This is a genomic window from Paenibacillus sp. WC2504 (genome assembly GCF_052682475.1).
In genome coordinates, this window is the sequence record NZ_JBQZFH010000001.1 from 7,049,114 (window position 1) to 7,066,123 (window position 17,010).

The window sequence follows — 17,010 nt, forward strand, 5'->3', positions numbered from 1 at the left end:
AAAACCTTCAGACCCACTAATGAAGTGGATTTGAAGGTTTTTTATTCGCTTCTGCTTCTACCAAGGCCTCTTCCCGCCGCCAAGCTTGGTCAATATGCCTTCGTTGGCTGCATCGTAAGCTTGAAAGATTTTTGCCGCAATCGGGGATGCGCCATAGCGCCCGTAGCCGCCTTCCGGCACGACGACCGCCACAGCAAGCTTCGGATTCTCGACCGGTGCGAAGGCGATGAACACGGCGTTATCGATCGTTCCGCCTGAAACGGCTTGTGTCGAAGTCCCTGTCTTCCGAGCCACATTATAAGGCAGCTCTTCAATGCCTTCCGCGCCACTCTTCATCCCATGGATGATAGTGTTCCAATCCCCTTTGGCGAACATAGCGGTATTATCTTCCAGCACTTCCGGCTCTACCTTTTTAACTAGTTCACCTTCAAAGCTTCGAATCTCGTCAACGAACAACGGCTTCATCCGTTTGCCGCGGCTGCCTAGGGTTGCGGCGAACTGCGCGAGCTGCAGCGTTGTTGTTTTCTCATTCTGCCCCCATGAGGCATAAACCATGGCAGATTGATAACTGTCTTTTTTGGCGTTCTTGGCAAAGTCATTCGAACCGGCATTTTCGCCAGGCAAGCCGCTTCCCGTCTTGACGCCTATGCCGAACTTCGCCAAATATTCCGCCCATTTGTCAGTTACGGCAGCATTTTCACCGCCGTATTTCTGATAAAATGGAATACCGACTTTGGCCGACATGTACGTATTGGACGAGTGCTCGATGGAGCTGGAGGCATCCAAGTTGCCATATGCCGTTCTCCCTGAGTTAGAAATCGAACTTGTCGAATTCGCCTTACCGAACGTGAAGGTACCTGAATCGTAATAGTATTGATTGGAAGGCGTAATTAATTTCTCCGTTAAACCAATCAGGACGGACAATGGTTTGATCGTGGAACCCATGAAAACAATCGAAGACGGATGTTTCGGACGCTCTTTATCTGTGTATTTCGGGTACGCGGTTGTAATCGAACCATTCGCAATATAGGAGCCAACTTCGTCCAATGTTGCTTGCGAAATTCCGCCCGTCCATTCATTCGAATTGTAGTCCGGGTAGTTAGCCATCGTAACGACGCGCCCCGTGTCTACTTCCATTGCTACCGCATAACCGGCCTGCGCATTCGCCCCGTATTTGATAAAGGCATCATTCCGCGCGTACGGTGTATGTAGAAAAGCAATCTGATCGGCGATCGCCTTCTCCGCCGTTTTCTGAATATCTTTGTTGATCGACAGATACAAATTGTTACCTTTGGTCGGCTTCGTTACTGTTGCGCGGCCGATAATTTTCATGGCAGCATTAACGGGGTAAATTTTATAACCATTTTTCCCGCGAAGCTCATCCTGATACATCCTCTCGATGCCATCGAAGCCGACATTTTCGGTATCAAGATATTCCTTGCTGTTTTCATTGTCTTGGTACATCTCTTTGGCTTTTTCCGTCGAATAGCTTTTGAGGTAACCAATCAATTGCGGAGCGATGGTCGACGGCGATCCGTCCGTATCCATATCGTCCAATTCGTAAGTACGGATGCTTTCTTCGGTCACTTCCAGCCACTTGAACTCATCCCGGTGCTCTAATAAATACGCGATTTCTTCTTTGGACAAATCTGTTTTGATTTTACGCGGAACCCAGTAATAGCTCGGGTCTTTTACTTTGTTTTTATTAATGTCATAACCCAAATCCATGGCAAGCACGATATCCGCGGGCTCCAGCTTCTTGGAATCCGGTTTGCCGTATTTATCAAAAACGTCAGTCTTCAGCTTGTTCGCCATGCGAATGACTTCATCTTTATCCTGCTGAGAAGGCTCGATCCGGAAAAATAGGGACTGCACTGGGATGGTATAGGCAAGAGGTGATTTCGTAGAATCATAAATGTTGCCGCGGATCGGTGCAATTTTATTCGTCTGATTCGTATTCGTATTCTCTGCCGCCTTCAAATCTTTGGCTTGTACGAATTGTAAAATGGCCAAACGCACGATAAGTACGGAAAACAATAAGAACGTTATAAAGAAAAAGATATTGATTCGAAACGAAAAATGCCGCTTCTTCGTGATTTCTTTTTTCTTTGGATCATCCATTATGGATGGTTTCATCACACTCAGATCCTTTCTTACACAATAGCTTGCTGATCATCAAAAAGCTCTAACAGGGATCGTATACCCTCCCCGGTATGGTAGTCGTAACGGATAATGCGAACCGCATCGATGCCGACTTGACTCGGCGCCCACACATCGTTCGTTTCGTGATCGCCGATATAGAGGACATCCTTGGCAGCTACACCCGCACGTTCCAGGGCAAGTTGGAAAATAGCCGGATCCGGCTTCTCAAGACCAACCTCTGTCGACACGAGTACAGGATCAAAATAGTGCAGAATCCCTTTATCCTCTAAAATAGCCTTCAATGTCGGTGCAAAATTGCTAATAATTCCTATTCTAAAACCCTGGGCTTGAAGTCGCTCGAGAAAAGGCTTAACATCATCAAACAATTCGTAGTACTCAGGTGCGGTATAAATGTCATACAGCTCGTGGCAGCAGTTGAAAATTTCTTCCTCTGTCCATTCCTCATGGATGCCCAGCTTATGCAGCACATATTTATATAGGTTGACCCAGAATTCACGATCTGACTCCGGAGAACACACAATGAAATAATCTTGCTTGTTCACATAATAAAATAGACGGAAAGCCTCCGTAAACAGTTCACTGATATGATCCTCATTCCGCTCTACAGCGCGCAATTGCAGGTATTGCTTCAAAATGGTCTGGGCTGCGGGAATCGTTAACAGCGTGTCCCCGGCATCTAAGTAAATCATTGGATATTCCTGAATGGATTTAGACATACAAACTCCTTCATGTTCTCAAAAATAGCACTTTTAATAGTTTACCACATTTACGAAAGGATGAGAAAAACCACAAAAACGCCTCCCCCCGGATGTCCGTGAGAAGGCGTTTTACTTCCTTTTATTAATCTTAAATAGGATTAAACATCTCTAATATGCGTTTGGTCAAAATTCGGCGGATTGAACCAGTTGCCTCCACTGGCTACCCAAGTGGAATCCAGAGGCACCCAAATTTTGGACTCCTTCAGGTACACTTCGTTCCAAGCGTGGGGTCCATAACTGCCCTGTCCGTCATATCCAAGGCCAGTTACGACCTTCACATCCAGCCCTACTGCTCTTGCCATTTGGGCGTATAGCCTTGAATAATCGATACACACGCCTTCACGCGTATTGAACGTATCTTCCGGTGTCTGTTCCTTCCAAATACGCTGTTCTTCATACAGCTTCACTTTGTCCCAATCATAATGGACTCGGCTGCCCACCCAATTGTACAGCAGCTTCGCCTTCTCTTCGTCCGTGGTTCCGCTGGCGGTTACTTCTTTGGCCGCATCTACGATGTTGCCAGGGACCTTCGCATCCAGAACTTCATATTTTCGTTGTAAAATATTCGTAAATTCCTGCTCCACTGCCCGGGTAAATACCGGCACCTTATCGGCGATGAAATCCCCGGTGAAGGGAGAAATAACTTCCTTCGCCCCTTTTTGATACATCTGAGAAGACTCGATATAAGGGGTTACCATCGAATGCGGGAATAGAGTGACATAGATGAACAAAACGGCAATAAGAATGAGCGCACGCGCAAAACCGGCCACAGAGCCGATGGCGCCCCCGGAAACCGAGGAAATAAACGAATGGCTGCGTTCCCGATAAGGGTCGCGATGAGCCAGCCAGGGTCCGATGAGCGGATCAATCAGCAGGTTCAGAAGCTGCTTCACAATCATATAGCCAAGCAAAAACAATACGCCGAAACGCAGTAACGCGAAATCTCGAATGCTTGTCAGAGCCGTATAATACGCTTGTTTGAGAGCGCTAATCTCTACGGATGGCACTTGCAGATTCTGACCCTTCAGCCAGGTTTGAAGCAAAGGTGATACGAGCTGCACACCTTTCCACGCAACGAACATGGACAAGATGACGACCACCGCTTCCACGAGCATGGAGAGCAGATGTTTGGCGGACCCAGACCCGCCTCGGAAAAAGCCCTGAAGGACAGAGCCTGCGAAAGTGAGCACAATCACAATGGATATGAAGTTTATTGAATTGGCTTTGAACCAGGTAATATCCGTCATGACTGCTCACCATCCTTACTTATTTTTCTACTAACCTGCGTTTTTCTTCGCTTGCTCAATGAAAGCATTTACTGCCGCATTCGCATTCATTTTAAAAGTTTTGCCTAGAAAAGTAACCTGCACTTCATCGCTTCCTGCTTTGCCTTCAACTTTCAGACTCTTCGTCGAAACGATAAAAGAACCGTCCGAATTTGCTTTGAATTGCGCTTCTTTGGCTTCCGAAGTTAACGCATTAATCGCTTTATCTTTGACCTCATCGCCAACCTGGGATACGACGCTTGTCCCAATATCCTTTATTTTATCCTTATAACTTGCTCCATAAACGACGAGAGCACCAACTACGACAAGGACAACAATCCATTTAACGACTGTTTTTACAATCCCGATAACAATAAATAAAACAATAATAGCAGCAACTAGTAAATACCAACGATCCTGTGCGAATGAAATCCACTGATCCAAAAGAACCCCTCCTGTTTATCCAAAAGTCCATCCCTATCATACTACAGGGAATCCTTAGTCTTCATCCCTTTTTTTCTTTAACTGCGCCAGTTTTCGCTGAATTTCATCCGTTTGATCGACTCTGCCTCTCGTTTTGCGAAAGGACTGCCGGAGCCGGAATACTAGAAATACAGCGACGCAAGCAAGCAAAAGAATCACATATGCATCCATAACTTCCTCCATCCCAATTGTGTCAATTATACGGAAAGGTCATATCCATCGGACGAGCGGCGTACATCTTAAGAAGAGACAAGTCTAAACAAGGTGGTGAGCACATGCGAACAGCCCTTTGGCTGTACTTATTTATGTTTGTGGCTTTTTTTGATTTGCACGCACAGTACCCGATTCTGTCACCTTTCGCCTTATCCTTAGGGGCCGCTCCTTCCTTTATAGGGCTAATCATGGGCGTATACTCGATCACGCACTTGCCTGGCAATCTCATCGCTGGCTATGGCGTGGACAAATACGGCAGCAAATTTTTCATTGTCTTTAGCCTGATTGTAGCAGGGATCATCTTACTTTTTCAATCGAATGTAAAAGATCCATGGCACCTGCTCTACATTCGTTCCATAAGCGGATTTGTACTTGCCTTCTTATCGCCGGCCTGCTTGTCACTACTGGCACGCATCGCCAAAGACCGCATCCAACAAAGTAAGCTGATGGCGGGAAATGGCCTGGTCCACACATTAGCTTCCGTGGTTTCTCCAGCGGCTGGAGCCATTCTGGTTGCCAAAATCGGTTTTACAACCGCTTTTTCCGTGTTGGGCTGGATTCTGATCATAACGGGATTCCTGGCTATCTTTGGTGTCAAAGAGAAACAGCTGCTGAGCCAGTCCGCCGGCAAGCTTCAAGTTTTGGATCATCACGGCCACGGGATGCCGGATGAGGATGCCAACTTTCCTGTCGGCGCGTCCGTTCCTTGGCTATTTTTTCTTATTCCAATGGCGCTTTCCTGCTCGCAAGGCATTTTATTCTTTGAGCTGCCGCTTATGGAATCCGCTAGAGAATCCATTCTCACCTCCGGTGTATTTTTTACATTGATTAGCTTAGGCGCTCTGCTGAGTATCTCATTCTGGTTCCTTAACAAGGTTTCACCATTTATCCGGACCGTCTGTGGAAGCTTGTCGTTAGCTGTAGTTTTCTTCGGCTTAGCCATCCAGTGGCCTATCCCTTTACCTGTTTCCCTCTTCCTGATCGGAATGGCCAAAGGTGTCATTTATCCCGCATTAGCTGCATTGCTTGCCAGCATTACCAGCAGCAGCCGGTATGGCCGCGTCTTTTCTTTGCTCTCGATTTCTTATTCCGTTGGCGCCTTTATCGGCCCAATGATGGCTGGGCAGCTTCGCGACCATATTTCCTCTTATTTCATCGCCTTCTTCATCCTCATGCTGGCACTTTCGCTTTTACCCTTGCGATCGTTTAAATCGCCGGTTACGACATAACGCTTCCCTGTTCATGGCGGCTTGACATGTGCAAGCCGTCTTTGTGCTGTCAATCTCTGTCATTTCCCGGGAAATGGCAGTGTATTATTTAGGCAAACGTCGAATGGAATCCTTGGATCGCGTACAAAAACGGGTTATACTACAAAAAAACCTGATGGAGGATAGCCCATGTCGATCACAATCATTGTAGAAGGCAAAAACGACAAAAGCCGCTTAAAGCGCGTCGTTGACGATAGCGTCCAGATTCTTTGCACCTTCGGAACACCTAGCTCGCAAACCTTGGAAGAACTACGAAAAAAAGCCGGAGACAAGCAGGTTTATTTGTTTACGGATAATGACTCTTCGGGTAAAAAAATACGCTTTCTACTGCGGGATACGTTCCCGGATGCCGAACAAATCTATACGCGCAAAGGATATGCGGGAGTCGAGGGAACACCAGAGGAATACCTGATTCAGCAATTAGAAAAAGCAGGCCTGGAGGAGTATATTATCTACCCTTCACCAGATCCTGCTTTTGAATAGTTGATGTCGTTAACTTATTTCTCTTTGGACAAGGTTACCACATCTTTGACAATATGGTCCGCATCGAGTTCCGGATTGCTTGCATCATAATAATTGCGCAATTTCCCTTTTTTATCAACAAGTAAAATAGCATTGGAGTGAGAGAAGTTTCCGTCCTTCTCCTTAATGACCATGATACCGAAGTCCTCAGCCAGCTTGTGGGTCTTCGCTTCTTCCCCCCGGAGGAACATCCATCCGCTTGGATCAGGTTTGGACTCAAACTTGCTTCCGAACTCCTTGAGAACAGCCGGTGTATCCCGGTTCGGATCAACGGTGATGGAGATAATTTCGGATTTCGTGCCGAACAGCTCTTTTTTCTTCAAAGCATCCTGGACTTGCGTCAGCAAGAAAGTTGTCGGCATACAAACGTCCGGGCAAAAAGAATAGAAGAAATAAACGAGCCTTACTTTGCCATCGGTATCAGCGGAAGCAACGGTCTTCCCATCCAAGTCTTGCAGTTGAAAAGATGGAGATTGCTTCATCGCCGTCAAGCGTTGATCCGGTTCGCTGCTGTTCACCCAAAGCTTATAAGCAAATGAAGCAATCATTGCAATCAAGATAGCGCCCAGCGCCAGCTTGAACCAATTTTTTTCAAAAAATGTACTCATTCTTGTCATCCGTCCTTCACTAGCTAATCTTTACCGTATCAATGACCATGAGGATCGATAAAAGTGTTAGATACATAATCGAGAAAAGAAACATGCGTTTCGCCCATACAACTTCAGCTTCACCTGTTGCTTTGAAACCCTTCACACTCATGAACACCCAGATTAATCCGAGAATCGTGGAGCCAATTAAGAAGAGGTATCCTTCATAACCGTAAGCGGTCAACATAACGGTAACCGGAACGAGCAGGACCACATAACGGACCATGGAAATCTTAGTCACGTATGATCCTTTGACGACCGGTAAAAGCGGGAATCCAGCAGCCCGATATTCTTCCATGCGGCGAATGCCCAGCGCCCAGAAATGCGGCGGCTGCCATAGAAATAAGAAGAGGAACACCAAGATAGCACCTAAATCCACCGTACCGCTAACTGCGCAGTAACCGATGACCGGTGGCGTCGCACCAGAGAATGCGCCTACGAATGTACTCCAGACTGAGGTTCTTTTGAACCATGCCGTGTAGAGCCAGACATACAAGAACAAGCCTATTAACCCAATCAATGTTGCAAGCGGCGAAGCTGCTCCAAAGTAGAGGACAGCTAGTCCGATCGTTCCCAGAATAATGCCGTACCATAACACGACATTGGGTCCGAGTCGTCCACTAGGCAGCGCTCTGTTCTGCGTCCGCTCCATTTTGGCGTCCATTTCACGGTCCAAGTAATTATTCAGCACCGTACCGCCTGCCATGACAAGAGCCGTTCCGAGCATGGTAAAAAGTAAATGGGCCCAACTTACGTCCCAGCGAGCGGCCATCCAATATCCGGCGAAAGCCGTCATTAGGTTGGAATAAATAATCCCCGGCTTCACCAGGCGATAAAAATCTTTTAACGTCACAGGCTCTGCAGATGTTGACTTATTAACGGCATCTATGGCTTCGTTCCGAGCGGAACCTGGTGTCGAATCGTTAGAAACGCTTTCGTAACTAGCTTGATTTTCCACGTCTTGCCCTCCTCTATATCGAACTTCCGAGCTATTTATTTATAATCTCATTTATCATACCAACCCCTACACGGTTTGACAATGAAGTGGGGGCAGATGTCATGATATTGTCGATTCTCCTTCCAGTATGCGTGTAAATTAAACTTACCATTCTCTCCCAATGGAAAAAAGACCGCATTTTCGGTCATACCACGCCATTAAGCTGTATAAAATTCCAGTTCCCCCGCTAACGAGTACACGGACCGCCACATCGCGCGGTAGCGAAACAAGGATAAGTGACTTCGTCGTCCTTGTAGGAGGAGAAACTCGCGTCAAAAAAAGGAGCCCTAAGGGCTCCTACCAACCTATTTATTAACCATTAATGGGGTTAAAGCAAGCAAGCTGCGGCGTAAATCATGCCAAGCTTGAGCAAGGACGTGCTGCAATTGCCAGGCATGCCGCCCCATGGCCGTGACAATGATCCCGTGTTTATAAGTGAGGCTGGCACCGACGCGTACTTGTTTAATGTCATTTATCTTCTCCAGGCAAGTCAACAGGCCATCTAAGTGTTTCTGCCCAAGCTGATCCGAGAAGATATACAAATTGCCCAGATGCGTTTCCTGCTCCCAACTCCCAGGGGCTGTGAGCTGCATATCTTCGGGCTCAATTCTCTGGTTCTGATAATAAATCAGTTCCGTGCCATACCAAACTTTCATTCGATTCGTATAACGTAAGTACTGAAAAATTTCTCCCCTCTGTGTTCGTCCCGGACAGAGCACATCAGAGAATATGCACGCAGCTCCCGGAGCAAGATGCACCTCCGTTTCAGAGAAGAATTGTGCATCTTTGTACAGCATGAGCGGCTCAGGGATGTACTCCAGCAACGCCCCCGCCTCCACATGCAGCGACTGGCGCTGCGTGCTGCCTTGCTCCCCTAAAGAAGGATGAACCTTCGTGAATGATTGGTTCGTTAGAAAAACACGTGCGCCCTCTTCAAGGCGCACGTTCATTTCGTAATGATCCCCTGACATCAGTCCCGGGGAGCAGTCCATCATATAAACGCCCAGTTGTTCCATGGGCTGGTCCCCGGTGAACGTATCGTTCTCGTAGCGGAACGTCTTGGCAATTTTGAGCGGGGAGGCGTGATATTTGTGAACCAGCTGCGTGACGCCGCTGCGTACCGCAAATGCCGCCTGGATCTCCCCGGTCACCTTAGGCATGGCTGAACTCCTGCTCCACCCATGTCACAATATCATCAAGACCTGTGCCGCCCATCAGGTTGGAGAAAATATACGGACGGTCGCCGCGCATTTTTTTCGTATCCGAGTCCATGACTTCCAGACTGGCTCCGACATAAGGAGCCAAATCGATCTTGTTAATGATGAGCATGTCGGATCTCATAATGCCAGGCCCGCCTTTGCGCGGAATTTTCTCCCCTTGAGCGACATCGATAATATAGATGAAGCGATCCACTAATTCCGGGCTAAAAGCTGCAGCCAAATTATCGCCGCCACTCTCGATGAAAATGATATCGAGATGCTCAAAACGTTGCTCCAGCTCTTCAATCGCTTCGAAATTCATGGAAGCATCTTCACGAATTGCCGTATGCGGGCATCCACCTGTCTCCACCCCGATAATGCGATCTTCAGGCAATGCCTCCGAGCTGATCAAAATACGAGCATCTTCCTTCGTGTAGATATCATTCGTAATCACCGCAATACTGAAACGGTCGCCTAGTTTGCGTGCCAGACGCTCGACTAAAGCTGTTTTGCCGGAGCCGACAGGCCCACCGATTCCAATACGCATTGGACGGCTTCGATCCACAGACGGTTTCTCCCATTGATGGTGATGATGATGACCTTGTCCTTGACACATAGCCATTCCTCCTTGAATTTGAGTTAAGACATGAACAACCGCGAATATAGGGTCTCGTGCTGCATCATCGCCAGATCAGCCGAGGGTGAATTTGTATATGCATCCATAGGATCTAAATGAGCTACGCGCTGCCACTGGCTTCCGATCAACGGAATCACCTTGGCAAGCAGCATTTGGCCTTGCGTTTGCCCCATGGACATGAGCCTGAGAGCACTGTTGATACACGTCATTACACAGCTGTACAGGTAACCCTCCACCGCTTGATCCAGCGGGACGCTAAGGTGATAGCTCACCCATCCATGTACCATCGGATGATTGGCACTGCAGCGCCCGTCCTTCACGGCTTCATCTAAAGACTTCCAGTCCACTTCGGGATACATAGCCCGGGATAACTGCAGCAGCCTGCGTCCCATCTTCTGAACGCCGCTTCTCGCCTCACTTGATACCCGCTGCACATGCAGCATGTGGTCAATTGCCCAAAGCTGATTCCACTCCCCTTCGGGAATATGCATGTAGGCTGCTTTGATCACCATCGCATCAGATGATGACCAGCTGTGGAGGAGCATGGTGCTGATGTAAGCCTCAAGCTCATCGACGGTTTCCAAACGTCCTTGCTGAACCAACGTTTCCAAACCAAAAGAATGTGAGAAGCCCCCGATCGGCAATGCTGAATCTAGAAGCTGCTGGTAGGCAAGCCAATGAAACTTTGGGGCTACTACTTCTTGCTGCGTGGCCACTGCCCGCTGCACCTCATCCATGAGCATCACCCACATTTTTTAAAATAGAAAATATAATTGCGCCATCGGAAGCTTCGTCGCCGGCTCACAGGTGATGGATTCGCCATCCACTTTGACTTCATAAGTCTCCGGGTTCACTTCTATGGAAGGCGTCTCGTTGTTATGAATCATGTCTTTCTTCGAAATTTCGCGACAGCCCTTCACAGGCTCAACCCGCTTCTGTAGACCGAGCCTTTGCGCGATGCCATTGTCATAAGCCGCTTGAGAAACGAACGTCAGCGAGCTTTGGGTCAAAGCTTTGCCGAAAGCCGCAAACATCGGCCTTCCGAACACAGGCTGCGGTGTTGGAATGGACGCATTGGGATCTCCCATTTGCGCGTAAGCAATGCTGCCGCCTTTAAGTACCAAATCAGGTTTAACCCCGAAGAACATCGGGCTCCAAACCACTAGATCAGCAAATTTGCCCGGCTCAATGGAACCAACCAAATGCGAAACGCCATGCGTAATCGCAGGGTTAATCGTATACTTGGCAATGTAACGCTTGATGCGGAAATTGTCGCCTTCCTCCGTATCCGGAGTGAGCGGTCCCCGCTGTTTCTTCATCTTATCCGCCGTTTGCCAGGTGCGGATGATAACCTCGCCAACCCGTCCCATCGCCTGTGAATCCGAGCTCAGCATGCTGAACACTCCAAGATCATGCAGAATATCCTCGGCAGCGATCGTTTCCGGGCGTATCCGCGAATCGGCAAATGCCACATCCTCAGGAATCCGGCTGTCCAAATGATGACAAACCATGAGCATATCCAAATGCTCTTCAATTGTATTAATGGTGTAAGGACGTGTCGGATTGGTCGAAGAAGGCAGAATATTCAGCTCAGCAGCGGCCCGGATGATATCCGGCGCATGCCCTCCGCCTGCTCCTTCTGTATGATACGTGTGGATGGTACGGCCTTTGATGGCCGCCAGCGTATCCTCCAAAAATCCCGCTTCATTTAATGTATCCGTATGAATGGCGACCTGAACGTCATATTGATCGGCTGCCTTCAGGCACGTGTCGATGGCCGCCGGTGTCGTTCCCCAATCTTCATGCAGCTTCAAACCGATGGCGCCAGCTTCAATCTGTTCAATTAATGGCGCCAAGAAGGAGGAATTTCCCTTCCCTGTGAATCCCAAGTTCATCGGGAACGCTTCAGCAGCTTCCAACATCCGCTGCATATGCCAGGCGCCAGGTGTGCAGGTTGTCGCATTCGTGCCGGTCGCCGGTCCTGTACCGCCTCCGATCATCGTCGTCACGCCGGAGGACAGCGCCGTTTCGATCTGCTGAGGGCATATATAATGAATGTGCGCATCAATTCCTCCGGCCGTCACGATTTTACCTTCGCCAGCGATGACCTCCGTGCTTGCTCCGACAATCAGATTCGGGTGCACACCATCCATAATATCGGGGTTGCCGGCTTTGCCAATTCCGACGATATGTCCATCTTTGATTCCGATATCGCCTTTCACAATGCCCCAATGATCGATAACGACAGCGTTCGTAATCAGCGTGTCGAGCACACCTTGATCTCGGGTGGCACCACTGGACTGGCCCATGCCGTCCCGGATGACCTTCCCACCGCCAAATTTGCATTCGTCCCCATAGACAGTGTAATCATGCTCAATTTGCGCCCATAATTCCGTATCCGCCAACCGAATAGCATCGCCGGTCGTAGGCCCGAACATCAGCGCGTAGCTCTTACGATCTATTTGACTCACACGCTTTTCCCCTCCCATGCCTGCCATCTAGCTCTCGTTTCATCGGACATCTGGTCTTTAACGGCCGGCCCTTCGCTTAAGTTATTGAGCCCATAGGACAATTTGGCTCCGCCTAACTCGACAAGCTGAATTGGCTTTTGCTCGCCGGGTTCAAACCGAACGGCCGTCCCCGCTGGAATATCCAGATGCATGCCAAAGGCCAGTTCTCTTGGAAACGCCAACGCTCGATTCACTTCAAAAAAGTGATAGTGGGAGCCCACCTGAATAGGTCGATCTCCTGTGTTCGTGACGATGACTTCGACGGTTTGTCTGCCTTTATTCATTTCTATAACGCCTTTGTTTATTCGATATTCTCCCGGAACCATCTTCTCGCCCCTTTCGATCGATTCATCCATTTCGTTAGGTAATGGGTTGGTGAACCGTCACCAGCTTCGTGCCATCGGGAAATGTAGCTTCTACCTGTACGTCATGAATCATCTGAGGAACACCTTCCATAACCTGCTCGGCTTTCAAAATGGTCGTACCGAACGTCATCAGTTCGGCAACCGTCATGCCATCTCTGGCGCCTTCCATAATTTCAGATGTAATAAGTGCAATACTTTCGGGATAATTCAGCTTTACGCCTCTTGCCAGTCGTCGCCTTGCTAAGTCTGCAGCTACTGTAATGAGGAGCTTTTCTTTCTCACGCTCGGTTAAATGCACATCATCACCTCTTCAAAAACCGAATAATGGGATTCTTTTACACTTATTATATTCGGATATTTCATACTTGTAAATCTTTAATGTCATATTAATTAACATAAAAAACGTGATTTCTCTAATAAAATTCCAAATTTTATACATCAGGCACAAAAAACTTGCATTTTCATGTGCATGAATCACAAAATGAAAACCGATATGTGTCATGAATATTGACATTAACCTTTTGCCCACTTTATCATAAGCCTTGTAATCCAAATCTTGTAAGTAAGGGAGTGGGACGAAGAATGAGAGAGATAAGAAACAAAGGGAAACTCACCGTCGCTTTAAGCATGGCATTGATGTTGGTCGCAACGGGCTGTGCAAAGTCGGAGCCTACTGCATCCACCGCAACAACGAAAGCGGCAGAAGTCAAAGCGGAAACGAAAGACGAGACTGTACCTGTTGGTATTCTTCACTCTCTGACGGGCACGATGTCCATTAGTGAAGTATCTGTACGAGATGCGGAGTTAATGGCGATTGATGAAATTAATGCAGCTGGGGGACTCTTAGGCAAAAAACTAAAGCCCGTCATTGAAGACGGCGCATCCGATTGGCCTACTTTTGCAGAGAAAACTAAGAAGTTACTGCAAAAGGACAGTGTTGTGACAATTTTCGGTTGCTGGACATCAGCCAGCCGTAAAGCGGTCCTTCCGGTCGTCGAGCAAAACAAAGGATTATTGTGGTATCCGGTTCAGTATGAAGGCGTAGAATCCTCACCGAACATTTTCTATGTAGGCGCAACAACGAACCAACAAATTATCCCCGCTGTAACCTGGCTCCTCCAAAACAAAGGCAAGAAGTTCTACCTCCTCGGTTCAGACTATGTTTTCCCAAGAACAGCCAACAAAATTATTAAAGAGCAGCTGAAAGCCGAAGGCGGCACCCTTGTCGCTGAAGAGTACACGCCGCTTGGTCACACCGATTACAACACAATTATTAGCAAAATTAAAAAAGAGAAGCCGGATGTTGTTTTCAATACGCTCAATGGCGATAGTAACGTAGCTTTCTTCAAGCAATTGAAAGACGCTGGCATTACGGCCAAGGACTTAACAACCATGTCGGTTAGTATCGCCGAGGAAGAAGTGCGCGGTATTGGAGCTTCCGTTCTGGATGGACACTACACGGCTTGGAATTACTACCAATCAACGGATACACCGGAGAACAAAAAATTCGTTGAAGCCTACAAAGCGAAATACGGGAAAGACCGCGTAACGGATGATCCGATCGAAGCCGGTTATACCGCCGTGTACCTATGGGCAGAAGCAGTTAAAAAGGCAGGCTCATTTGATGTAGAGAAAGTAAAAGCAGCTGCCAAAGGCATCCAGTGGAATTCACCGGAAGGTAAAGTCACCATCGATGGCGAGAACCAGCATATTTCCAAAACAGCGCGTATCGGCCAAATAGGCGCTGACGGGCTAATTAAAGAAGTATGGAATTCCGGTCAACCGCTCAAGCCGGATCCTTTCCTCAAAACGTATCCATGGGGCGGCGAAGTAACGAAGAAATAAGGCTCACCGATAGGATTGCTCTTGAAACCAGGTCTGCCTGACGGCAGCCCTGGATTTCATTATTTTACTCGGGGTTCACTAAGGGGGAAGCATCGTCATGAGTTTGCTGCTGCTTCAATTATTCAACGGCCTAAGTCTTAGCTCCATCCTGCTCCTGATCGCTATTGGGCTCGCCATTACATTCGGGCTTATGAATGTCATGAATATGGCCCACGGCGAGTTTATTATGATTGGAGCCTACATGGCCTATCTGGTCCAGCACGGGTTCCAAAAATTCCTGCCCGCCTCAGCTTTTGGCTGGTATTTCGTTGTTTCGCTCGGCGTCGCCTTCGCTGTAGCCTTCCTTGTCGGGTGGCTGTTGGAAGTTTGCCTCATTCGGTTCATGTACGGCAGGCCTTTAGACAGCCTGCTTGCCACATGGGGCGTCAGCTTAGCCCTGCAGCAGCTGGCCAGATCCATATTCGGCGCGCCTAATGTCGCGGTGAAAGCTCCCGAGTGGTTGGAAGGCGGACTCCACCTTACAGCGGACCTCACGCTGCCTTACAAGCGCCTCTTCATTATTGCGCTGGTCGCGCTCTGTATCTTCGTGATCTATATGTACTTATATCACTCAGCAGGCGGCAGACGGATGAGAGCCGTGATGCAGAATCGGCAAATGGCTGCCTGCCTTGGCATTTCTACACGCCGAGTAGATGCGCAATCTTTCGCTTTCGGCTCTGCAATGGCCGGCATTGCCGGATGTGCACTAACCTTGGTCGGACCTATTGGACCAACGATCGGCACGTACTACATCGTTGACGCCTTCATGGTTGTTGTGCTTGGCGGCATCGGGAAGCTGATTGGTACAGTCGCCGGAGCTTTGGGCATTGGCGTATTCAATACCGCGTTGGAGTACACAACCAGTGCGACAATTGGCAAGGTACTTGTCTTCACACTTATCATCGCCTTCTTGCAATGGAAACCGATGGGACTTGTGACGATCCGTTCAAGATCCTTAGATTGAAGAAAGGATGTGGCATCTTCCATGCTTTTCGCCGGACAATCCAAGATGAAACTGATGGTTTACACTGTTTTTTTAATCGTGTTGGCTCTTGCTCCACTGTATTTGTCTGATTTCCGCCTTTCGCTTCTCGGCAAGTTTCTCGCCTATGCCATTATTGCCATGGGCATTGATCTGATTTGGGGTTACACCGGTATCTTGAGTCTCGGTCATGGCGTATACTTCGGGCTCGGCGCCTACTGTATGGCGATGCATCTGAAACTAGCCGCAAATCCCGGAGAGCTGCCTGATTTCATGTCCTGGAGCGGTGTAGAAAGCTTGCCTTGGTTCTGGATTCCCTTCCATTCGGCAGGCGCGGCTTTTCTGCTAGCCCTCATCATTCCTATGATCGTCGCCTTCATTTTAGGCTATTTCACCTTTCGCAACCGAATCAAAGGTGCCTTTTTTTCCATTCTGTCGCAAGCGCTTGTCATTATTACCGTAACCTTATTTGTTGGCCAACAAGGCTACACAGGCGGAACGAACGGGCTCACGAACTTCGACTCTTTTTTAGGCTTAAACCTGCAAGCAGAGTCAACCAAGTTGATCTTCTTCTATCTCACCTTAGCTGTTGTTGCCATCGTGCTAATCCTATGCAGCCTGCTCGTCACCAGCCGTATGGGAAATATTCTGACAGCCATCCGTGATGGAGAAAATCGGGTACGTTTCATCGGCTACAATCCAGTTACGTACAAAGTTTTCATATACTGCGCTTCTGCAGGATTGGCCGGACTCGCCGGCGTGCTCTTCGTACTTCAGGAAGGAATCATATCCCCCGCTCAAATGGGGATTGTGCCCTCGATTGAAATGGTGTTATGGGTCGCTATCGGGGGACGTTCCACCATCGGCGGCGCTGTTCTCGGAGCTCTCGTGACCAACGCCGCCAAAACAACGTTCAGCGAAGCCTATCCCGCTTGGTGGCCCATCATGCTCGGCGCGATGTTCATTATTGTTGTGCTTTTACTCCCCAAAGGAATTGTCGGCACTATTACCCATTACACATCCAATTGGAAAAAGCCCGTGCTGCCTAAGCCGATTTCTTCCTCGCAAGAAGCCAGATAAGCTGGTCAGACATTTGTTTCATGAATAAAAGAAGGAG

Annotated in this window: 18 protein-coding genes; 5 read left to right on the forward strand and 13 right to left on the reverse strand. The window is 48.3% G+C overall.

What is annotated here, in order from left to right:
- Window positions 1–57: 57 nt before the first annotated feature.
- From ACUN27_RS31890 to ACUN27_RS31910, 5 genes are all read right to left on the reverse strand, one after another.
- A complete protein-coding gene (locus ACUN27_RS31890) occupies window positions 58–2,136 on the reverse strand; it encodes a peptidoglycan D,D-transpeptidase FtsI family protein (protein WP_315953233.1) in 2,079 nt (692 codons plus the stop codon).
- A 17-nt stretch (window positions 2,137–2,153) separates the two neighbouring features.
- Window positions 2,154–2,879, reverse strand: coding sequence for an HAD-IA family hydrolase (locus ACUN27_RS31895; protein WP_445560237.1), 726 nt, complete (start codon window positions 2,877–2,879; stop codon window positions 2,154–2,156).
- A gap of 140 nt (window positions 2,880–3,019) precedes the next feature.
- Window positions 3,020–4,168, reverse strand: a complete 1,149-nt coding sequence (locus ACUN27_RS31900) for a transglutaminase domain-containing protein (RefSeq protein ID WP_445560238.1) — start codon at window positions 4,166–4,168, stop codon at window positions 3,020–3,022.
- Window positions 4,169–4,198: 30 nt separating this feature from the next.
- On the reverse strand, window positions 4,199–4,630 hold the full coding sequence (locus tag ACUN27_RS31905; protein ID WP_315953230.1) for a hypothetical protein: 432 nt from the start codon (window positions 4,628–4,630) through the stop codon (window positions 4,199–4,201).
- Between the two features lie 54 nt (window positions 4,631–4,684).
- Window positions 4,685–4,840, reverse strand: a complete 156-nt coding sequence (locus tag ACUN27_RS31910) for a hypothetical protein (RefSeq protein ID WP_181646396.1) — start codon at window positions 4,838–4,840, stop codon at window positions 4,685–4,687.
- Window positions 4,841–4,944: 104 nt separating this feature from the next.
- On the opposite strand from ACUN27_RS31910, the gene ACUN27_RS31915 reads away from it, so the two are divergent.
- On the forward strand, window positions 4,945–6,111 hold the full coding sequence (locus tag ACUN27_RS31915; RefSeq protein WP_315953228.1) for an MFS transporter: 1,167 nt from the start codon (window positions 4,945–4,947) through the stop codon (window positions 6,109–6,111).
- A gap of 168 nt (window positions 6,112–6,279) precedes the next feature.
- Window positions 6,280–6,633, forward strand: coding sequence for a toprim domain-containing protein (locus ACUN27_RS31920; RefSeq protein WP_127452971.1), 354 nt, complete (start codon window positions 6,280–6,282; stop codon window positions 6,631–6,633).
- Window positions 6,634–6,647: 14 nt separating this feature from the next.
- On the opposite strand, the gene ACUN27_RS31925 is transcribed toward ACUN27_RS31920, so the two are convergent.
- The 8 genes from ACUN27_RS31925 to ACUN27_RS31960 form a co-directional block, all read right to left on the reverse strand.
- The gene (locus ACUN27_RS31925; RefSeq protein ID WP_127452973.1) at window positions 6,648–7,280 is read right to left on the reverse strand and encodes an SCO family protein; all 633 of its coding nucleotides are present in this window, start codon (window positions 7,278–7,280) and stop codon (window positions 6,648–6,650) included.
- Between the two features lie 19 nt (window positions 7,281–7,299).
- On the reverse strand, window positions 7,300–8,277 hold the full coding sequence (cyoE, locus tag ACUN27_RS31930) for a heme o synthase (RefSeq protein WP_315953226.1): 978 nt from the start codon (window positions 8,275–8,277) through the stop codon (window positions 7,300–7,302).
- A 344-nt stretch (window positions 8,278–8,621) separates the two neighbouring features.
- A complete protein-coding gene (locus tag ACUN27_RS31935) occupies window positions 8,622–9,476 on the reverse strand; it encodes an urease accessory protein UreD (protein WP_445560239.1) in 855 nt (284 codons plus the stop codon).
- The gene (gene ureG, locus ACUN27_RS31940) at window positions 9,469–10,131 is read right to left on the reverse strand and encodes an urease accessory protein UreG (protein ID WP_315953224.1); all 663 of its coding nucleotides are present in this window, start codon (window positions 10,129–10,131) and stop codon (window positions 9,469–9,471) included. The genes ACUN27_RS31935 and ureG overlap by 8 nt, the downstream gene beginning before the upstream one ends.
- 23 nt (window positions 10,132–10,154) lie before the next feature.
- Window positions 10,155–10,904 carry an urease accessory protein UreF gene (locus ACUN27_RS31945; RefSeq protein ID WP_445560240.1) on the reverse strand — a complete coding sequence of 250 codons (750 nt, stop codon included), beginning with the start codon at window positions 10,902–10,904 and terminating at the stop codon, window positions 10,155–10,157.
- 3 nt (window positions 10,905–10,907) lie between these two features.
- A complete protein-coding gene (gene ureC, locus ACUN27_RS31950) occupies window positions 10,908–12,623 on the reverse strand; it encodes an urease subunit alpha (RefSeq protein WP_445560241.1) in 1,716 nt (571 codons plus the stop codon).
- On the reverse strand, window positions 12,620–12,988 hold the full coding sequence (gene ureB, locus ACUN27_RS31955) for an urease subunit beta (protein ID WP_315953442.1): 369 nt from the start codon (window positions 12,986–12,988) through the stop codon (window positions 12,620–12,622). Before ureB ends, ureC begins: the two co-directional genes overlap by 4 nt.
- A gap of 34 nt (window positions 12,989–13,022) precedes the next feature.
- Window positions 13,023–13,325 (reverse strand): urease subunit gamma, encoded by a 303-nt coding sequence (locus ACUN27_RS31960; protein ID WP_326060405.1) that lies wholly within the window; start codon window positions 13,323–13,325, stop codon window positions 13,023–13,025.
- 284 nt (window positions 13,326–13,609) lie between these two features.
- Between ACUN27_RS31960 and urtA the strand changes: the two genes are divergently transcribed.
- The 3 genes from urtA (at window position 13,610) to urtC (ending at window position 16,973) form a co-directional block, all read left to right on the forward strand.
- Entirely contained in the window at window positions 13,610–14,872 is a 1,263-nt protein-coding gene (gene urtA / locus ACUN27_RS31965; protein WP_445560242.1) for an urea ABC transporter substrate-binding protein, read from the forward strand.
- 97 nt (window positions 14,873–14,969) lie between these two features.
- On the forward strand, window positions 14,970–15,875 hold the full coding sequence (urtB, locus tag ACUN27_RS31970; RefSeq protein WP_315953219.1) for an urea ABC transporter permease subunit UrtB: 906 nt from the start codon (window positions 14,970–14,972) through the stop codon (window positions 15,873–15,875).
- Between the two features lie 21 nt (window positions 15,876–15,896).
- Complete coding sequence (gene urtC / locus ACUN27_RS31975) at window positions 15,897–16,973, forward strand: urea ABC transporter permease subunit UrtC (RefSeq protein WP_315953218.1); 1,077 nt, start codon at window positions 15,897–15,899, stop codon at window positions 16,971–16,973.
- The last annotated feature ends 37 nt before the right edge of the window (window positions 16,974–17,010 follow it).